This window comes from Bradyrhizobium sp., from assembly GCF_030646015.1.
GTDB lineage: Bacteria > Pseudomonadota > Alphaproteobacteria > Rhizobiales > Xanthobacteraceae > Bradyrhizobium.
Genome location: NZ_JAUSLT010000164.1, coordinates 38,065 through 54,285, shown reverse-complemented (window position 1 = coordinate 54,285; position 16,221 = coordinate 38,065). Strand labels below are relative to the sequence as shown.

The following is a 16,221-nucleotide window of genomic DNA, read 5'->3' as shown; positions in this document are numbered from 1 at the left end:
GGGTATGGCCGCGCTCCCTCGCAAGCCGTGGTATAAAGTCATGATGCGATCGAACCGGGTAAGGCGAACGCCGTGCCGCCGACGTTGATCGGGCCGCGAATGCAACGGACCAGGGATGACTGAAGCCGCGAGAAGAGGGTCCGGCCTGTCCGGGCTGTCGCTGGTTCTGTCCGCACGGCACGACCCGGCGGCGCGCATCCTCAACATCGATCTGTTGACGGTCTTGATCGCGATATTGTTGCCGTGGTCGACTACCGGCGTCGTGATCGCCGCGGTGCTCTGGATCATCGCGCTGCTTCCCACCATCGAGCCGCGCGCTCTGCTGCGGTCGCTGATGCGCCCGGTCTCGTTGCTGCCGATCGCGATCTTTGCACTGGCGCTTGTCGGCACGCTGTGGTCGGACGCCCCGTGGGACGCGCGTCTTTCCGCGATCCGACCCGCTGCGAAACTGCTGGTGCTGCCGCTGCTGTTCTACCACTTCGAACGCTCGTCTCGCGGCGTCTGGGTTTTCGTCGGCTTCCTCGCCTCCTGTACCCTGCTGATGCTCGCCTCCTGGCTCGTCGCCTACGCGCCGAACCTCTCGCTCAAGCTCTATCTCTCACGCGGGCCCTATGCTCCGGCAACGGGGATTGTCGTCAAGAACTACATCGACCAGAGCCAGGACTTCGCGCTGTGCGCGATGGCGCTGGCGTCGCCGGTGCTGATTTTCCTGCGAACGGACAAAGTCTGGCTGGCCGCGTTGTGCGCGGCCATCGCCCTGGGTTTCCTGGCCAACATGATGTTCGTCGTGGTCTCGCGCACGGCGCTGGTGACGCAGCCGGTCATGGCGGCGGTGTTCGCGCTGCTGCATTTGAGACCGAGAACGGCCATCGCTGCTCTGTGTGCCACGGCCTTGCTCGCCGCGGCGGTCTGGAGCGTCTCTCCCCAGCTGCAGGCAACCGTCTCGAAGTTCTCCGCCGACTACCGGATGACCGCGATCGAGAACAGCGAGTCCGGCATCGGTTCGCGGCTGCTGTATTGGCGGAGATCGCTGCAGTTCATTGCAGAGTCTCCCGTGATTGGCCACGGTACCGGTTCCACGCGCGGGCTGTTTGAGCAGGCGGCGATCGGCCAGGTCGGCGCGCGCGGCCTGATTGTCGGCAATCCGCATAATCAGACCCTTGCCGTCGCGGTCCAGTGGGGCGTGATCGGCGTCGTGGTGCTCTACGCGATGTGGTGGCTGCATCTGATGCTGTTCCGTGGCGAGGGCCTGGCGGCGTGGGTCGGATTGATGGTGGTGGTGCAGAACATTTTCACTTCGCTGTTCAATTCACATTTGTTCGATTTTCACCAGGGCTGGATGTATGTGCTGGGCGTCGGTGTCGCCGGCGGCATGGTGCTCGGGGTAAGGCGCGATACCGGGCCGGCGAGCTCGCATCAGCCCTGAGCCAGCGGAGCATGCAGGGCTATTTCACGCCGATGCTGCTCCAGACCAGCCCGAGCCCGGACAGAAACAGCAGCGCCAGCACCAGGTCCCTGAAATTGCGGTCGCTCAGCGCGCGATAGGCGCGTGCGCCGAGCCACGCGCCGGTGATCGTTGCCGGGAACGCGATCGCGGCGAGCCAGACCACGTCCATCTTGACGAGGCCCATGCCGGTCTGCAGGCACAACGCCGTGAACAGGACCGTCCAGTTGAAGGTCTGGAAAACCCCGCGCCGCTCGTCCTTGCCCCAGCCGCGCACGCTTGCCCACAAGGTCGGCAGCGCGCCGGACAGGCCGGCGAGGCCGCCGAGGATGCCGCCGGCAAATCCGATCGCGCCATCCGCCAGGCGGCCGCCAAAGGTGAACGCCATCGGCCTGCGCTGAAAATACAATGCGGCCGGAAACACCAGCAGCAGCACGCCGATGCTGAGTTTGAAGACATTGGGATCGGCATGGGCGATCAAGTGGACGCCGAGCGGCACGCCGGCAAGGCCGCCGATCAGGAATGGCCAGACCAGCGTCAGGTCGAAGCTGCGCCACATTGACGGCATCGTCGAGGTCTGGGCAACCACCGAGCAGATCAGCACCAGCGGCACCGCGAGCGCGGGCGGCAGCACGTAGAGCCAGATCCCCAGCGCCGTCATCGCCGTGCCGAATCCGACGAGGCCGGAAACGAATCCGCCCGAGAGCGCGCCGAGCAGCACCAGCGCATAGGCCGCAGTGTTCATCGTTGTTCTTTTTTCATCTTCGTTGCCGCGACATTTACACGACGGAGCAGGCGGGTACTATCGCAGTTGACCTCGGTCCAACAACCCTTCTCGCATATGGAAACGCCCGATGAATGCTCCGTCCCCCAAGACTTTTCTCGTCTGCCACGGCGCCTGGTCGGCCGGCTGGGCCTGGAAGAAGATGCACCCGCTGATGGCGGCGGCCGGGCATCGGCTGGTGACGCCGACCTACACCGGCCTTGGCGAGCGCGCGCAACTGGCCAATCCGTCGATCGATCTCGAAACCCATATCGAGGACGTCCTCAACGTCATCAAATATGAGGACCTGCGCGACATCGTGCTGGTCGGCCACAGCTATGGCGGCATGGTCGCCACCGGCGTCGCCGACCGCGCGCGGGACCGCGTCACCCAGCTGATCTATGTCGACGCCTTCGTGCCCGCTGACGGCCAATCGCTGCTCGATCTCAACGAGGTGGCGCGGCCGCGCATGCAGGAGCTGAAGGACAGCGGCGAGTGGCGGATGCCGCCGAACCCGACGCCGCCGGATACGTCGCCCGCCGACCAGGAATGGCTGAGCACGCGCCGCGTGCATATGCCGATCAAATGCTTCGAGACCGGGCTCAAGCTGCAGGGCGGCGCGCTGACCCTGCCGCGCAGCTACATCTACGCCACCCGCATCACACCGGCGGATACGTTCGGGCCGTTTGCCCGGATTGCCAAGGCCGATCCCGCCTGGCGCTATTACGAGATCGACGCCAGCCATTCGCCCAACGTCACCGCGCCGGAGGCGCTGATGGCGCTGCTGTCGAAGATCGCGGCGGAGCCCAGACGATGAAGCAGATCCGGATCGGCGACATCACCATCGACGCGGTGATCGAGCGCGAAGGCCCGTGGCGGCGGCCGCAGGATTTTTTCCCGGCCTATGACGACGCCGTCTTCAGGCATCATCTGCCGACCATGGAGCCGGAGGTGTACGACGCCGCACTGGGGCTGATGGTCATCACCTACCAGACGTTTGTCGTCCGCACCCCGCACCACACCATCCTGGTCGACACCTGCACCGGCGAGGACAAGGGCCACCCACCGCCGTTCGATTTCCCCGGCAAGGAACGCTGGCGCAACGAGCTTTTCGCGCTCGGCATCAGTTACGAAAGCGTCGACTATGTGTTCTGCACCCACCTGCACATCGACCATACCGGCTGGAACACGGTGCTGCGCAACGGGCGCTGGGTGCCGACCTTCCCGAATGCGAAATACGTGTTTCACAAGAAGGAATATGCGGTCTGGGAGGCGGAGCACGCGCACGGCGCCAACCCGCCCGGCACTGTATTCCGCGACAACTGTCTGCCGATCGTCGAAGCCGGCCAGGCGCTGCTGGTCGACGACGATTACGCGCTCGACGACACCGTCACACTGACGCCGACCCCGGGCCACTCGCCCTGCCATTGTTGCGTCAACATCTTTTCCCGCGGCCAGCGCGCGGTGGTGGCCGGCGATCTGATGCACCACGCGATCCAGTGCCGCGAGCCCGACTGGTCGGCACGGCCGGACTGGGATCCAAAACAGTCGGCGGTCTCGCGCCGCAAATTTTTCGCCGAGGTGGCCGACACCGATACGCTGATCCTGCCGGTGCATTTCCCGACACCGACGGTGGGATTGATCAAGGCGGATGGGGAGAGGTTTGATTACCGGTTCAAGCGGGATTGAGTATCGCCGTCATTGCGAGGAGCCCTTGCGACGAAGCAATCTTCTTTCCGTTGTAAGATGGATTGCTTCGCTGCGCTCGCAATGACGACCTTGGAATTGGCGAGGGGTCCGGCGCGTTACGCCGAACCCCTCATTCTCTTCAGACGCGCTTTCTTCGAAAACGCTTTCGCTCAAAGATATCAGCCGGCCTGTAAGCCGGGTTTTGTAGGGCACCGCCGGCTTGCGCAGGCGATACGTGACGGCCATTCCTCTGGGACCCTGTTTGCACAGGGCCTCGAGCAACCTACCCGGACAGCGAGCCTGACATCGCCCTGCGGAGTTATCGCTTGCGCGAACATCCCGCGTTGCCGTCCCTATTCGGTTTTGCTCCCGGTGTGGTTTGCCATGCCGTTTCCGTTGCCGGACCCGCGGTGCGCTCTTACCGCACCTTTTCACCCTTACTCGCCCCCTCCCTTTCGGGTGGGGGAAGCGGTTCGTTCTCTGTGGCACTGTCCCTGGGGTCGCCCCCGCCGGACGTTATCCGGCACCGTATGTCGATGGAGCCCGGACTTTCCTCTCCCGCAGCCTTTCGACCGTAGCAGGAGCGGCCGTCCGGCCGACTGACGCGCCTGTGATGGGGGCTTAAGGTCACCGCGTCAAGCCGATAAGGCCCGCGGCCGGGGTCGAAATCGATCATCCTGAAGGCCGCGTTTGCCAGCGGCAACGGTTGCTCTAAGGTCCACCCTTTATTTATGGGGTTTTGACCATGGAAAACGAAAAGGATCTGGCATCACCGAATTATGGTGCAGCGGCGTCCGGTCTTGTCGGCAGCGCTGTCATGGCCAATGCGGCGCGGAAGGGGCCGAAATGGTTGCGCTATTTCCTGTTCGTCTGCATCGCCATCACCCTGCTGGCGACCGGTGCGGGACTGATCGGCAAGCTCGGCAGTGTCGGCAGCATCCCGGCCTGCGATGCGCAGACCACGCGCGACACGCTGTCCGACCTCAACAAGAAGAACAAGTTCAGCGCGACGAAATACAACTTCATCAAGAAGGTCTCGGCATCGGACACCGAAACGATCTGCACCGCGAACCTGGCATTGTCGGGCGGTGGATCCGTCGAATACGATTACCGCATCTTCAAGGAAGGCTCGACCGTCAAGGTGTTGATCACGGAGATCAGGCGCTGACGGCGTAATTTGCGCTACCGCGCCGCGACCGCCTCGTAGATGTCTTCCTCCTGCGCGGTGTGGAGCCGCACCAGCGTCTCGACCGCCTCGATCAGCCGTTGCGCGTCGCGGATCAGGTAGCGGTCGACCTTTTCCGACGGCAGGTCTTCGGCGACGCGGGCGAGCAGGCGGGCGAGATGCAGGATTTCGCGGTGCGCCCGGCTCATGGCGGAGAGGCCATGGCTCTCCTGCAGGACCTTGGCGAGCTGCGGGTAGACGTGGCCCTCGTCGTCGCGCTCGTGGGCGACCACCTGGTCCTGAACCACCGCGTTCGCCTCGGCAATCAGCGCCGCCGCGCCCTCCGGGGTGGCATCGTCGAGCGCATCGACGATCGATCGCAGCCGGTCGAGCTGGCCGATCAGAGCGAGGTGATTGCGATGCAGCTCGCGTCCGGCTGCGGCGGTCATGCTTCGGCCGGAGTGGCGGTAACCCGGGGACAGCGCGCGCAGCGCATTGAGGATCACGGCGACATCGATCGCCTCCTGAACGAGCGCCGCCGGCACCGGCTGCAGCCAGCCGAAGGTCGCGGCCAGCATGGCGAGGATCGAAAGCGTCATGCCCGCGACGATGCTCTGGACGGCGATCCGCCGCGCGCGCTGCGCGATCGCGATCGCCTCGCCGACCCGGTCGAGGCGGTCGGCCAGGATCACCACGTCGGCGGCTTCCGACGAGGCGCTGGCGCCGCGCGCGCCGAGTGCGATCCCGACGTCGGCCGCCGCCAGCGCCGGGGCGTCGTTGATGCCGTCCCCGACCATGATGGTCGGATGCAGCCGCTGCTCGGAGCGCACCGCGTCGACCTTGTCGGAGGGAACGCGTTCCGCCAGCACGGAATCCAGATCGAGGGCTGCGCCGATCGCCTGCGCCGCGCCGGCGCGGTCGCCGGTGACCATGACGATGCGCGCGATGCCGGCTTCGCGCAGCAGCCGGATCGCCCGCGGCGTATCGGGCCGAAGTTCGTCGGCGAGCAGCAGGGCGCCGATCGGCCGTCCCTCGACCGCGACGAACACGATCAGCGCCGATCGCCACGAGGCGCGCCGGATCGCCCGGGTCGCCCATTCGGGAGTTGGTCCGCCGGCCATGACGAATTCCCGCGAACCGGCTTCTATCCGCCGTCCCTCGATCACGCCGCGCAGGCCCGAACCCATGGTTTCCCTGACCTGCTCGGGCAGCTTCAGGCTCAGTCCGCGCTCGGTGCCGGCCTGAACGATGGCGCCCGCGATCACATGATGCGACGCCTGTTCGAGCGAGGCGCCGAACAGCAACACCTCTTCGGCGGTCTCGCCCGGCGCCACCTCGACCGACAGCAGCCGCGCGCCGCCGACCGTCAGCGTGCCGGTCTTGTCGAACAGCACGGTATGGGCGCGCGCCAGCGCTTCCAGCGCGCCGCCGCCCTTGACCAGGATGCCGCGCCGCGCCGCCCGGGCGACGCCCGCGATGAAGGCGACGGGGGCGGCCAGAATCAGCGGACACGGCGTCGCCGCCACCAGCACCGCGAGGCTGCGCAACAGATCGCCCGATATCCACCACGCCGCGAAAGCCAGTGCCAGCGAGACCGGCAGGAACACCAGCGCATAGCGATCGGCCAGCCGTACGAACGGCGCCTTGGCGGTCTGCGCCGCGGTGACCATCTTCACGATGCCGGCATAGGTGCTTTCGCCGGCGACCGCGGTCACCGTCATTTCGAAGGTCGCACCGGCGTTGAGGGCGCCGGAGAGAATGGCGCCGCCGCGCGCGCGGGCGACCGGGATCGGTTCGCCTGTCAATGCGGACTCGTCGATCACGGCTGCGTCCGAGATGACGACGCCATCGACCGGGACGACCTCGCCGGCCTGCACCAGCAGGCGGTCGCCGATCGCCACGGCATCGACGGGCACCTGCTCGATGCGGCCCTCGACACGGCGGCGCGCCTCGCGCGGCGCGCGATCGACCAGCGCGCGCAAATCATGTTCGGCGCGGGCAATCGCGATATCCTCGAGCACGTTGCCGCCGGAATACATCAGCGCGACCACGGCGCCGGCCAGCGGCTGGCCGAGCGCCAGCGCAGCACTCATCGACACCAGCGCGATCGCATCGACCCCGAACCGGCCCGCGAGGAAATCCCTGACGATCGAGAACGCCAGCCCGGCGACGACGGGCGCGGTGGCCAGCGTCCAGCAGAGACCGGCGAGATCAGGCCGGCCGGCCAGCCAGGCGAGAATTCCCGCCGACAGTCCCGCGATGGCGATCGCCACCAGTGCCCAGCGCAGGACGCGCTCAAATGACATCGCTTGTTCCGTGCTTATGCCGCTATCGCGGCTTGTCGCCGAAAACGCGCCCGGCGGGCTTGAGCAAGGTCAATCGTCCGGCAGAATTGGCCTGATGCTACTTTGCCGCGACGGCCACAGCCTCGGCCGGCAAGGTTTCCAGCAGCGCCTGCAGGGTGACCAGCGTCGAATGGTCGGCGACGCCGTCGACGCGGGCGGGGCGGAAGTGGCGCTGGAAGGCAGTGACCGCTTCCATGGTGGGGCCGTCGTATTTTCCCGTGGTCGGGATGCCATAGCCGTATTTGGCCAGCGCCTGCTGCAGGCCGAGCACGTCGTCGCCGATGCTGCCGAGTTTCATGGTCTCGCCGCGCACGATCGGGGCCGGCTGCACCCAGTGGCCGACGCCGGAATTGGCCAGCGAGTGCCACGGAAATTTCTCGCCGGGGTCCTTCTTGCGGGCCGGGGCGACATCCGAATGGGCGAGCACGCGGTGCGATGGCACCTGGCGGCGCAGCATGATGCCGCGGCACAGCGCGATCACGGCGGCGATCTGGCGCAGCGGAAAATCCGGATAGCCCCAGTCATGGCCGCGATTGACGATCTCGACGCCGATCGAACAGGAGTTGATGTCTTCCTCGCCGGCCCAGACCGCCACGCCGGCATGCCAGGCGCGCTTGGCCTCCGGCACGCATTGCACGATGCGGCCGTCTTCCAGCACGATGTAATGCGCCGAAACGTCGGTGCCCGCCGTGCACAGCTGCGCGATGGCGCCTTCGACATCGGGCATCCCGGTGTAGTGCAGCACGATCATGTCGGGCAGCCGGCCCTTGTTCCGGTCGCCGTAATTCACCGACGGGATGACGTCGGAAGCGATCGAGGAATCCGGGGCAAAGGTCTTCATGTCCGCGTTGGTCCTCGGGAGCGGGACGGCGCGACGCTTCGAATCAATACCGTTGGATGCGAACGAACCGGGCGGCATAGGACAGGTCAATCCGGGCAGGAGAACGGCAATGGTGCGCCTTCAGGGCGAACCTCATTTACTATTCCTTTACGATGTCGCCGGCGCAATCCGTGAGCCGGCCGCGGCCTTCGCATTTTGGCCGGGTGTGTGCGGGGAGCATCACTTGACGCGCCCAACCGGCATGATTGCAGGCGCATGGCGCGGGAATCACCGCGCGGTCCGTTTGGGCGCGAAATCCGCCCAAATCCATCAACGCTTTCTTAACGCTAACTGACGTTACTAAGTGGTGAAGAGCCGAACCGGTTTGGGGACGGCCGAGGCCGCATTGACGCTCGAAATCCCGGCACTGAAATCCCATGGCAGCCCAGCAAATTCCAGGGGGAAATCGGGGGTTGCGAAGGGGCGCACGCGGGATCGGCCATCGTGCCTTGCCGGGGCTTTCGGTTCGAACGGCGCTTTTCGGCCGGAAAAGCCCGGCGAAGTGCAGACATTTGAGGCGCAATGGGGCCGTTCGCGTCCAGTTTTGGCAAGTCACCCCGGATCGCGCCCGGAGCTGGGGCATGAATCCGGCTGGCCCAAATCAAATCCAACGTCATATCCCCGTGCTCGGCCGCGAGGCGATCGAGCTGCTTAGCCCCCGCGACGGCGGAATCTATGTCGATGCCACCTTCGGGGCCGGCGGCTACAGCCGGGCGATCCTCGACATCGCGGGAACCCGCGTGATCGGCATCGACCGCGACCGCTCGGCCATTTCGGCCGGATTCGATCTGGTGGACCAGTCGGCTGGCCGGCTCACGCTGGTCGAGGACCGCTTCTCCCATCTCGCCGAGATTTGCGCCGCCCAGGGCCTGTCCTTGGTCGACGGCGTGGTGATGGACGTCGGCGTCTCCTCGATGCAGCTCGACCAGGCCGAGCGCGGCTTTTCGTTTCGGCTGGGTGGCCCGCTCGACATGCGGATGGGCCATGACGGCCCGACCGCGGCCGACGTCATCGCGGTCGCCTCCGAGGCCGATCTCGCCAACATCATCTATATTTTCGGCGAGGAGCGCTATTCCCGCCCCGTCGCCAAGGCCATCGTCGCCGCCCGCAAGGAAGCGCCGATCGAAACCACCAAGGCGCTGGCCGACATCGTCTCCAAGGTGGTGTGGCCGAAGCCGGGTGAAATCCATCCCGCGACCCGCACGTTCCAGGCCTTGCGGATTTTCGTCAACGCGGAACTCGACGAGCTGTATCTGGCGCTGTCGGCCGCCGAGCGCGTGCTGAAGCCGGGCGGCCGGCTGGTGGTGGTGTCGTTTCATTCGCTGGAAGACCGCATCGTCAAGAATTTCCTGGTCGAACGCGGCAAAGCCGGCGGCGGCTCGCGGCATCTGCCGGAAATGAACCAGGCCGCGCCGAGCTTCGTCATTCTGACCAAGCGCCCGGTCACCGCCGGGGGCGACGAGGTCACCGCCAACCCCCGCGCGCGCTCGGCCAAGCTGCGCGCCGCCGAGCGGACGCAAGCGGCCGCGCATGCCGCCGCGGCGTTGCCGGCATGGCCCGTTCTCGCCGACGTGATGAGGGGAGGCTGACCATGCGCATCATCCATCTCTTCGTGATCGCCGCTTTGGTGTTCGCCGCCGCCTATGTCTACCGCATCAAGATGGAATCCACCGCGCGCACCGAGCGCGTGCTGCGGCTGCATGCGGAAATTCGCGAGCAGCGCGAAGCCATCGCCGGCCTGCGCGCGGAATGGGCCAGGCTCGATGCGCCGGAGCGGCTGCAGGGCCTCGCCGACCGTCATCTGCCGCTGAAGCCGCTGGTCGCCACGCAGTATGATTCGATGAAGAACCTGCCCGAGCGGCCGCCGCGCTTCTTCAAGCCGGGCGATCCCGATCCGATCGGCGCGATGCTCGAGACCATCGATGCCGCGGTCGATGCCACGACGGTTACAGGTTCAGTGCCGGCGCCGGAGAAACCGCGATGACCGAGCAGGCGCCGAAGGCCGCGAGACCCACCGAACCGTGGCGGCAGCGGCTGATCCGCAGCCTGCTGTACGGGCGCAACGTCGACCGGTCGGCCAAGGCACGCGCCCGCGTCGGGTTTGCCATCCTGGCGTTTGCGGCGATCTATGCCGTGATCGGCGGCCGGCTCGTGATGTTCGCGATCGGCGCCGACGGTCACGCCGCGCGCCGCACCGCGTCGCAGGACCGCATCGCCACCGCCCGTCCCGACATCGTCGACCGCAACGGCGTGGTGCTCGCCACCGACGTCAAGTCGCCCAGCCTGTTCGGCGAGCCGCGCCGGATCATCGACAAGGACGAGGCGATCGAGCTTCTCACCGCGACGCTGCCGGATCTCGACACCGGCGAAGTGCGTCAACGGCTGGCGTCGAAGAAGGGCTTCGTCTGGCTGAAGCGGGAAATCACCCCGAAGCAGCAGCATGACATCCATCGCCTCGGCATTCCCGGCATCGGTTTCCTGCGCGAGAACAAGCGGGTCTATCCCACCGGCGCCGAAGTCGCGCATCTGATCGGCCTGGTCAATATCGACAACCAGGGCATCGCCGGGATGGAGAAATGGCTCGACAATAACGGTCTGGCCGATCTGCACCGCGCCGGTTTTGCGACCGACCGGCTGCAGCGGCCGGTCGAGTTGTCGATCGATCTGCGCGTCGAGCACGCGCTGCGCGACGAACTGCTCAAGGCCAAGGATAAATACAAGGCCAAGGCGGCCTCCGGCCTCGTCTCCAACGTCAAGACCGGCGAGATCGTCGCCATGGTGTCGCTGCCGGACTTCGATCCGAACAATCCGAAGGAGGCGCACGATCCTGATCGTATCAACCGCCTGACCACCGGCGTCTACGAGATGGGCTCGACCTTCAAGGCGCTGACGCTGGCGATGGCGCTGGATTCCGGCAAGGCCAATCTCAACACCCTGTTCGACGCCCGGGGCGCGCTGCATTACGGCAAATTCGCCATTCACGACACCCATCCGCTGGGCCGCTCCATCACGCTGTCGGAAGTCTTCACCTTCTCCTCCAACGTCGGCGCGGCGCGCGTGGCGCTGTCGCAGGGCGTCGAGGCGCACAAGGCGTTCCTGCGCAAGCTCGGTCAGCTCGACCGGCTGCGCACCGAACTGCCCGAGAGCACTTCGCCGATCGTGCCGAGGCGCTGGGGCGAACTCAACACCATCACCATCGCCTTCGGTCACGGGCTTTCGGTGGCGCCGCTGCAGGCGGTGATGGGCATCAACGCCGTCATCAACGGCGGTTACCTGATCCCGCCGACATTCCTCAAGCGGACCGAAGAGGAAGCCAGGGCGATGGCGAAGAAAGTGGTCAGGACCGAGACATCGGACAAGATGCGCTACCTGATGCGGCTCAACGCCGAGATCGGAACCGCCAAGAAGGCCGACGTGAAGGGCTATTATGTCGGCGGCAAGACCGGCACTTCGGAAAAGGTCGTCAACGGGCGCTATTCCAAGAAACAGGTGCTGAACTCGTTCACCGCGATCATGCCGGCCGACAATCCACAGTACCAGATCCTGATCATGCTGGACGAGCCGAAGCCGCTGCCGGAAACCCACGGCTTCATCACCTCGGGCTGGAACGCGGTGCCGACCGGCGGCAAGGTGATCGCCCGCATCGGCCCGCTTCTGGGGGTCGAGCCGCGGTTCGATCTGCCGCCGTCCGACCGCCTTATTCTTGCGGCATCCAGGGGAAGCCAGTAAGGCTCATTCCATTGCCGCCCGATTCGAAGTTCTTGCCGTGGTTGCCGCGAATTCCCTTAAAGACTTCAGATCGATAAGCGGCGCGCGCGCCGGCCGGACTGGAAGATAATGAGACTTCGCGACCTCTTCAGCGATGACGCCACGCTTGCCCCGCAGGCCGGGACGGTCGTGGTCGCGGGTGAGACTGAGGTGTCGGGCCTGGCGATGGACAGCCGCACGGTCAAGCCGGGCGACCTGTTCTTCGCGCTGGCGGGCAGCAAGACCGATGGCTCGCGCTTCATCGAGGCGGCGATAACAGCCGGTGCGGTGGCGATCGCCGGCGATCATCCGCCGGCTGACATCCGCGTGCCCTTCGTCACCACGCCGAACCCGCGCCGCGCGCTGGCGCTGGCCGCGGCGAAATTTTACCCGCGGCAGCCGCAGACCATCGCGGCGGTCACCGGCACCAGCGGCAAGACCTCGGTCGCCGCCTTCACGCGCCAGATCTGGCAGCGGCTCGGCCACGAATCGGCCAGCATCGGCACCATCGGACTGGTGTCGCCGAAGCGCACCATCTATGGCTCGCTGACCACGCCGGATCCGATCGCGCTGCACCGGCAGCTCGACGACATCGCCGGCGAGGGTGTCACCCATCTCGCCTTCGAGGCCTCGTCGCACGGGCTCGACCAATACCGCCTCGATGGCGTGCGCATCGCCGCCGGCGGCTTTACCAACCTCACGCGCGACCACATGGATTACCATCCGGACGTTGCGCATTACCTGAACGCAAAACTGCGGCTGTTCCGCGATCTGGTCGTGGCCGGTGGCGCCGCGGTGATTTCGGCCGACCACGACTGCTCGCAACAGGTGATCGATGCGGCACGCTCGCGAAAATTGCGGATCGTCGCGGTCGGCAGAAACGGCGATGGCGCCGGCGAGGGCATTCGCCTGGTTGGCGCCGACATCGACGGTTTCGCGCAGCAACTGACGCTCGAACATCGCGGGCAGAGTTATCAGGTGCGGCTGCCGCTGGTCGGCGAATTCCAGATCGAGAATGCGCTGGTGTCCGCGGGGCTCGCGATCAGCACCGGCAGCGAGCCGAAAGCGGTGTTCGATTCGCTCGAACTGCTGGAGGGCGCAAAAGGCCGGCTGGAGCGGGTCGCCGAACGCAACGGCGCGCCGATTTTCGTCGATTACGCCCACAAGCCCGATGCATTGGCAAAGGCGCTGCAGGCACTGCGGCCTTACGCCAAACGCAGGCTGGTGGTGGTGTTCGGCGCCGGCGGCGACCGCGATGCCGGCAAGCGGCCCTTGATGGGCGCGATCGCCGCCGAGAATGCCGACAGCGTCATCGTCACCGACGACAATCCCCGCAGCGAAAATCCGCAAGTTATTCGCGCGGCGATTTTGGCTGCGGCGAAAGGTGCCGTGGAAATCGGCGACCGCGCCGAGGCGATTCGATCGGCGATCGCGGCGCTGCAGCCGGGCGACGCGCTGCTGATTGCCGGCAAGGGCCACGAGACCGGGCAGGTCGTCGGTGGCAGCACCCTGCCGTTCAGTGATCACGACGCGGTGGCGTCAGCACTTTCATCGAGGGTGGCATGAGCGTTGCGCCGTTATGGACTTCCGGCGCCATGGCGCAGGCGATGCACGCGCAAATCCAGGGCGCGTTGCCCGAAGCGATCACGGGCCTGTCGATCGACAGCCGCACCATCGCGCCCGGCGATGCTTATTTCTCGATCAAGGGCGACGTCCATGACGGCCATGATTTCGTCGCCGCCGCCCTGAAGGCAGGTGCTGCGCTGGCGGTGGTCGAACGCGCGCAGTGCGAAAAATTCGCAGCCGATGCGCCGCTCCTGGTGGTGGACGACGTGCTTGCCGGTCTCGTCGAACTGGGAATTGCATCGCGCGCGCGCCTCCATGCGCAGGTGATCGCCATCACCGGCTCGGTCGGCAAGACCTCGACCAAGGAGGCGCTGCGGCGCGTGCTCGCCGCGCAGGGCGAGACCCATGCCTCGGCGTCGTCGTTCAACAATCATTGGGGCGTGCCGCTGTCGCTGGCGCGCTGTCCAGCTTCGGCCAGGTTCGCGATCTTCGAGATCGGCATGAACCACGCCGGCGAAATCGACACGCTGGTCAGGATGGTGCGTCCGCAGATCGCCGTCATCACCACGGTGGAGCCGGTGCATCTGGAGTTCTTCGCCGGCATCGAGGCGATTGCCGACGCCAAGGCGGAAATTTTCGTGGGGCTGGAGCCCGGCGGCGCGGTGGTGTTGAATCGCGACAATTCGCAGTTCGCAAGGCTGCAACGCAGCGCCAAAAAGCTAGGCATCGACAGGATCGTCTCGTTCGGCACCGACGCGAAATCCGACGCGCGGCTGATCGACGTCGCGCTGCATCCGGACCGCTCGGCCGTGCATGCCAGCATCCTCGGCCATGACGTCACCTACAAGCTCGGCATGCCCGGCCGCCACATGGCGATGAACTCGCTGGCGGTGCTGGCCGTCGCCTCGCTGGCGGGCGCAGATCTGGCGCTGGCGGCGCTGTCGCTGTCGCAGATCGAGCCCGCGGTAGGCCGCGGCGCCCGGCGCATGCTCGAGGTCGGCAACGGCGAGGCGACGCTGATCGATGAAAGTTACAACGCCAATCCGGCGTCGATGGCGGCGGCGCTGAACGTGCTCGGCAGTGCGGCGGTCGGCCCACAGGGCCGGCGCATCGCGGTGCTCGGCGATATGCTCGAACTGGGGCCGACCGCCCCGGCGCTGCATCTCAGCCTGAACGAGGCCATCAAGGCCAACAACATCGATCAGGTGTATTGCTGCGGTCCGCTGATGCGTAACTTGTGGGATGCGCTTTCCACCGGTAAACGGGGCGGCTATGCGGAGAATTCGGCTAGTCTCGAAGCGCAGGTGATATCGGCGATTCGCGCCGGCGACGCGATCATGGTCAAGGGATCGCTGGGTACCAAGATGAAACCGATTGTAACGGCGCTCGAAAAGCGCTTTCCCGGCAGGGCCGCGCATGATGAAGCCGCGGTATAGGGCGGATTGAATGTTTTATTGGCTGATTGACCTTTCCAACACGGTTCCCGGTCTGGGCGTGTTTCGCACGGCTCTGAACGTGTTTCGCTACATCACCTTTCGCACCGGCGGGGCGATGGTGACCGGCGCGCTGTTCGTTTTCCTGTTCGGTCCCTGGATCATCGACCATTTGCGGCTTCGCCAGGGCAAGGGCCAGCCGATCCGCACCGACGGCCCGGCATCGCACCTCATCAGCAAGAAGGGCACGCCGACCATGGGCGGCCTGATGATTCTGTCCGGGGTGGTGGTCTCGACCGTGCTGTGGGCCAATCCGCTCAATCCCTATGTCTGGATCGTGCTGGCGGTGACGCTCGGCTTCGGCTTCGTCGGCTTCTACGACGACTATTTGAAGGTGACGAAACAGTCGCATAGCGGTTTCGCGGGCAAAATAAGACTGCTGATCGAGGCGCTGATCGCGCTTGCTGCCTGTTATGCGCTGACCCGGCTCGGAAAAGTCCCGTTCTCGACCTCGCTGGTGATCCCCTTCTTCAAGGACGTGGTGCTGAATCTCGGCGTGTTCTTCGTGCTGTTCGGCGCGTTCGTCATGGTCGGCGCCGGCAACGCCGTGAACCTGACCGACGGCCTCGATGGCCTCGCCATCGTGCCGGTCATGATCGCGGCGGCGAGTTTCGGCATGATCGCGTACCTGACGGGCAACGCGGTGTTTTCGGACTATCTGCAGATCAATTACGTCGCCGGCACCGGCGAACTCGCGGTGCTGTGCGGCGCCGTGCTCGGCGCCGGGCTCGGATTCCTGTGGTTCAACGCGCCGCCGGCGTCGATCTTCATGGGCGATACCGGCTCGCTCGCGCTCGGCGGCATGCTGGGTGCGACCGCGGTCGCGGTCAAGCACGAGATCGTGCTGGCTGTGATCGGCGGGTTGTTCGTGCTGGAAGCGGTGTCGGTGATCGTGCAGGTGGTGTCGTTCAAGCTCACGGGAAAACGCGTGTTCCGGATGGCGCCGCTGCATCATCATTTCGAGCAGAAGGGCTGGACCGAGCCGCAGGTCGTGATCCGGTTCTGGATCATCTCGGTGATGCTGGCGCTGGCCGGCCTCTCCACGCTGAAGCTGCGGTGATGGGGGTGCTTGTTATCCGTCATTCCGGGGGCCGCAAAGCGGCAACCCGGAATCTCGAGATTCCGGGTT

13 protein-coding genes and 1 other RNA gene are annotated in these 16,221 nt (G+C 65.8%); 10 read left to right on the top strand and 4 right to left on the bottom strand.

Annotation, left to right across the window (positions count from 1 at the left end; all coding sequences use genetic code 11):
• The first annotated feature begins 115 nt into the window (after nt 1–115).
• On the top strand, nt 116–1,426 hold the full coding sequence (locus Q7T45_RS24295; RefSeq protein ID WP_304874276.1) for an O-antigen ligase: 1,311 nt from the start codon (nt 116–118) through the stop codon (nt 1,424–1,426).
• Nucleotides 1,427–1,445: 19 nt separating this feature from the next.
• Here the strand turns inward: Q7T45_RS24295 and Q7T45_RS24290 are convergent, their stop codons facing one another.
• A complete protein-coding gene (locus Q7T45_RS24290; RefSeq protein ID WP_304874274.1) occupies nt 1,446–2,189 on the bottom strand; it encodes a sulfite exporter TauE/SafE family protein in 744 nt (247 codons plus the stop codon).
• Nucleotides 2,190–2,298: 109 nt separating this feature from the next.
• On the opposite strand from Q7T45_RS24290, the gene Q7T45_RS24285 reads away from it, so the two are divergent.
• Together Q7T45_RS24285 and Q7T45_RS24280 are read left to right on the top strand one after the other, a co-directional pair.
• Nucleotides 2,299–3,024 (top strand): alpha/beta fold hydrolase, encoded by a 726-nt coding sequence (locus Q7T45_RS24285; RefSeq protein ID WP_304874273.1) that lies wholly within the window; start codon nt 2,299–2,301, stop codon nt 3,022–3,024.
• On the top strand, nt 3,021–3,896 hold the full coding sequence (locus Q7T45_RS24280; RefSeq protein WP_304874272.1) for an MBL fold metallo-hydrolase: 876 nt from the start codon (nt 3,021–3,023) through the stop codon (nt 3,894–3,896). Before Q7T45_RS24285 ends, Q7T45_RS24280 begins: the two co-directional genes overlap by 4 nt.
• 175 nt (nt 3,897–4,071) lie before the next feature.
• Here Q7T45_RS24280 and rnpB read toward each other — a convergent pair.
• Nucleotides 4,072–4,499, bottom strand: an RNA gene (gene rnpB, locus Q7T45_RS24275) — RNase P RNA component class A.
• Nucleotides 4,500–4,641: 142 nt separating this feature from the next.
• Here rnpB and Q7T45_RS24270 point away from each other — a divergent pair.
• Nucleotides 4,642–5,064: a hypothetical protein gene (locus tag Q7T45_RS24270; protein ID WP_304874271.1), complete on the top strand. Its 423-nt coding sequence runs from the start codon at nt 4,642–4,644 to the stop codon at nt 5,062–5,064.
• Between the two features lie 14 nt (nt 5,065–5,078).
• Here Q7T45_RS24270 and Q7T45_RS24265 read toward each other — a convergent pair whose 3' ends face one another.
• Both Q7T45_RS24265 and Q7T45_RS24260 read right to left on the bottom strand, forming a co-directional pair.
• Nucleotides 5,079–7,367 (bottom strand): heavy metal translocating P-type ATPase, encoded by a 2,289-nt coding sequence (locus tag Q7T45_RS24265; RefSeq protein WP_304874270.1) that lies wholly within the window; start codon nt 7,365–7,367, stop codon nt 5,079–5,081.
• 97 nt (nt 7,368–7,464) lie between these two features.
• The gene (locus tag Q7T45_RS24260; protein WP_370691351.1) at nt 7,465–8,247 is read right to left on the bottom strand and encodes an N-acetylmuramoyl-L-alanine amidase; all 783 of its coding nucleotides are present in this window, start codon (nt 8,245–8,247) and stop codon (nt 7,465–7,467) included.
• 620 nt (nt 8,248–8,867) lie between these two features.
• Between Q7T45_RS24260 and rsmH the strand changes: the two genes are divergently transcribed.
• From rsmH to mraY, 6 genes are all read left to right on the top strand, one after another.
• Nucleotides 8,868–9,875 carry a 16S rRNA (cytosine(1402)-N(4))-methyltransferase RsmH gene (gene rsmH, locus Q7T45_RS24255; protein ID WP_370691350.1) on the top strand — a complete coding sequence of 336 codons (1,008 nt, stop codon included), beginning with the start codon at nt 8,868–8,870 and terminating at the stop codon, nt 9,873–9,875.
• Nucleotides 9,876–9,877: 2 nt separating this feature from the next.
• Nucleotides 9,878–10,270, top strand: a complete 393-nt coding sequence (locus Q7T45_RS24250; protein ID WP_304874266.1) for a hypothetical protein — start codon at nt 9,878–9,880, stop codon at nt 10,268–10,270.
• Nucleotides 10,267–12,015: a penicillin-binding protein 2 gene (locus Q7T45_RS24245; protein ID WP_304874264.1), complete on the top strand. Its 1,749-nt coding sequence runs from the start codon at nt 10,267–10,269 to the stop codon at nt 12,013–12,015. Before Q7T45_RS24250 ends, Q7T45_RS24245 begins: the two co-directional genes overlap by 4 nt.
• A 108-nt stretch (nt 12,016–12,123) precedes the next feature.
• Entirely contained in the window at nt 12,124–13,599 is a 1,476-nt protein-coding gene (locus Q7T45_RS24240; protein ID WP_304874263.1) for a UDP-N-acetylmuramoyl-L-alanyl-D-glutamate--2,6-diaminopimelate ligase, read from the top strand.
• A complete protein-coding gene (locus Q7T45_RS24235; protein ID WP_304874261.1) occupies nt 13,596–15,035 on the top strand; it encodes a UDP-N-acetylmuramoylalanyl-D-glutamyl-2,6-diaminopimelate--D-alanyl-D-alanine ligase in 1,440 nt (479 codons plus the stop codon). The genes Q7T45_RS24240 and Q7T45_RS24235 overlap by 4 nt, the downstream gene beginning before the upstream one ends.
• Before the next feature lie 10 nt (nt 15,036–15,045).
• A complete protein-coding gene (gene mraY, locus Q7T45_RS24230; protein WP_304874259.1) occupies nt 15,046–16,152 on the top strand; it encodes a phospho-N-acetylmuramoyl-pentapeptide-transferase in 1,107 nt (368 codons plus the stop codon).
• The last annotated feature ends 69 nt before the right edge of the window (nt 16,153–16,221 follow it).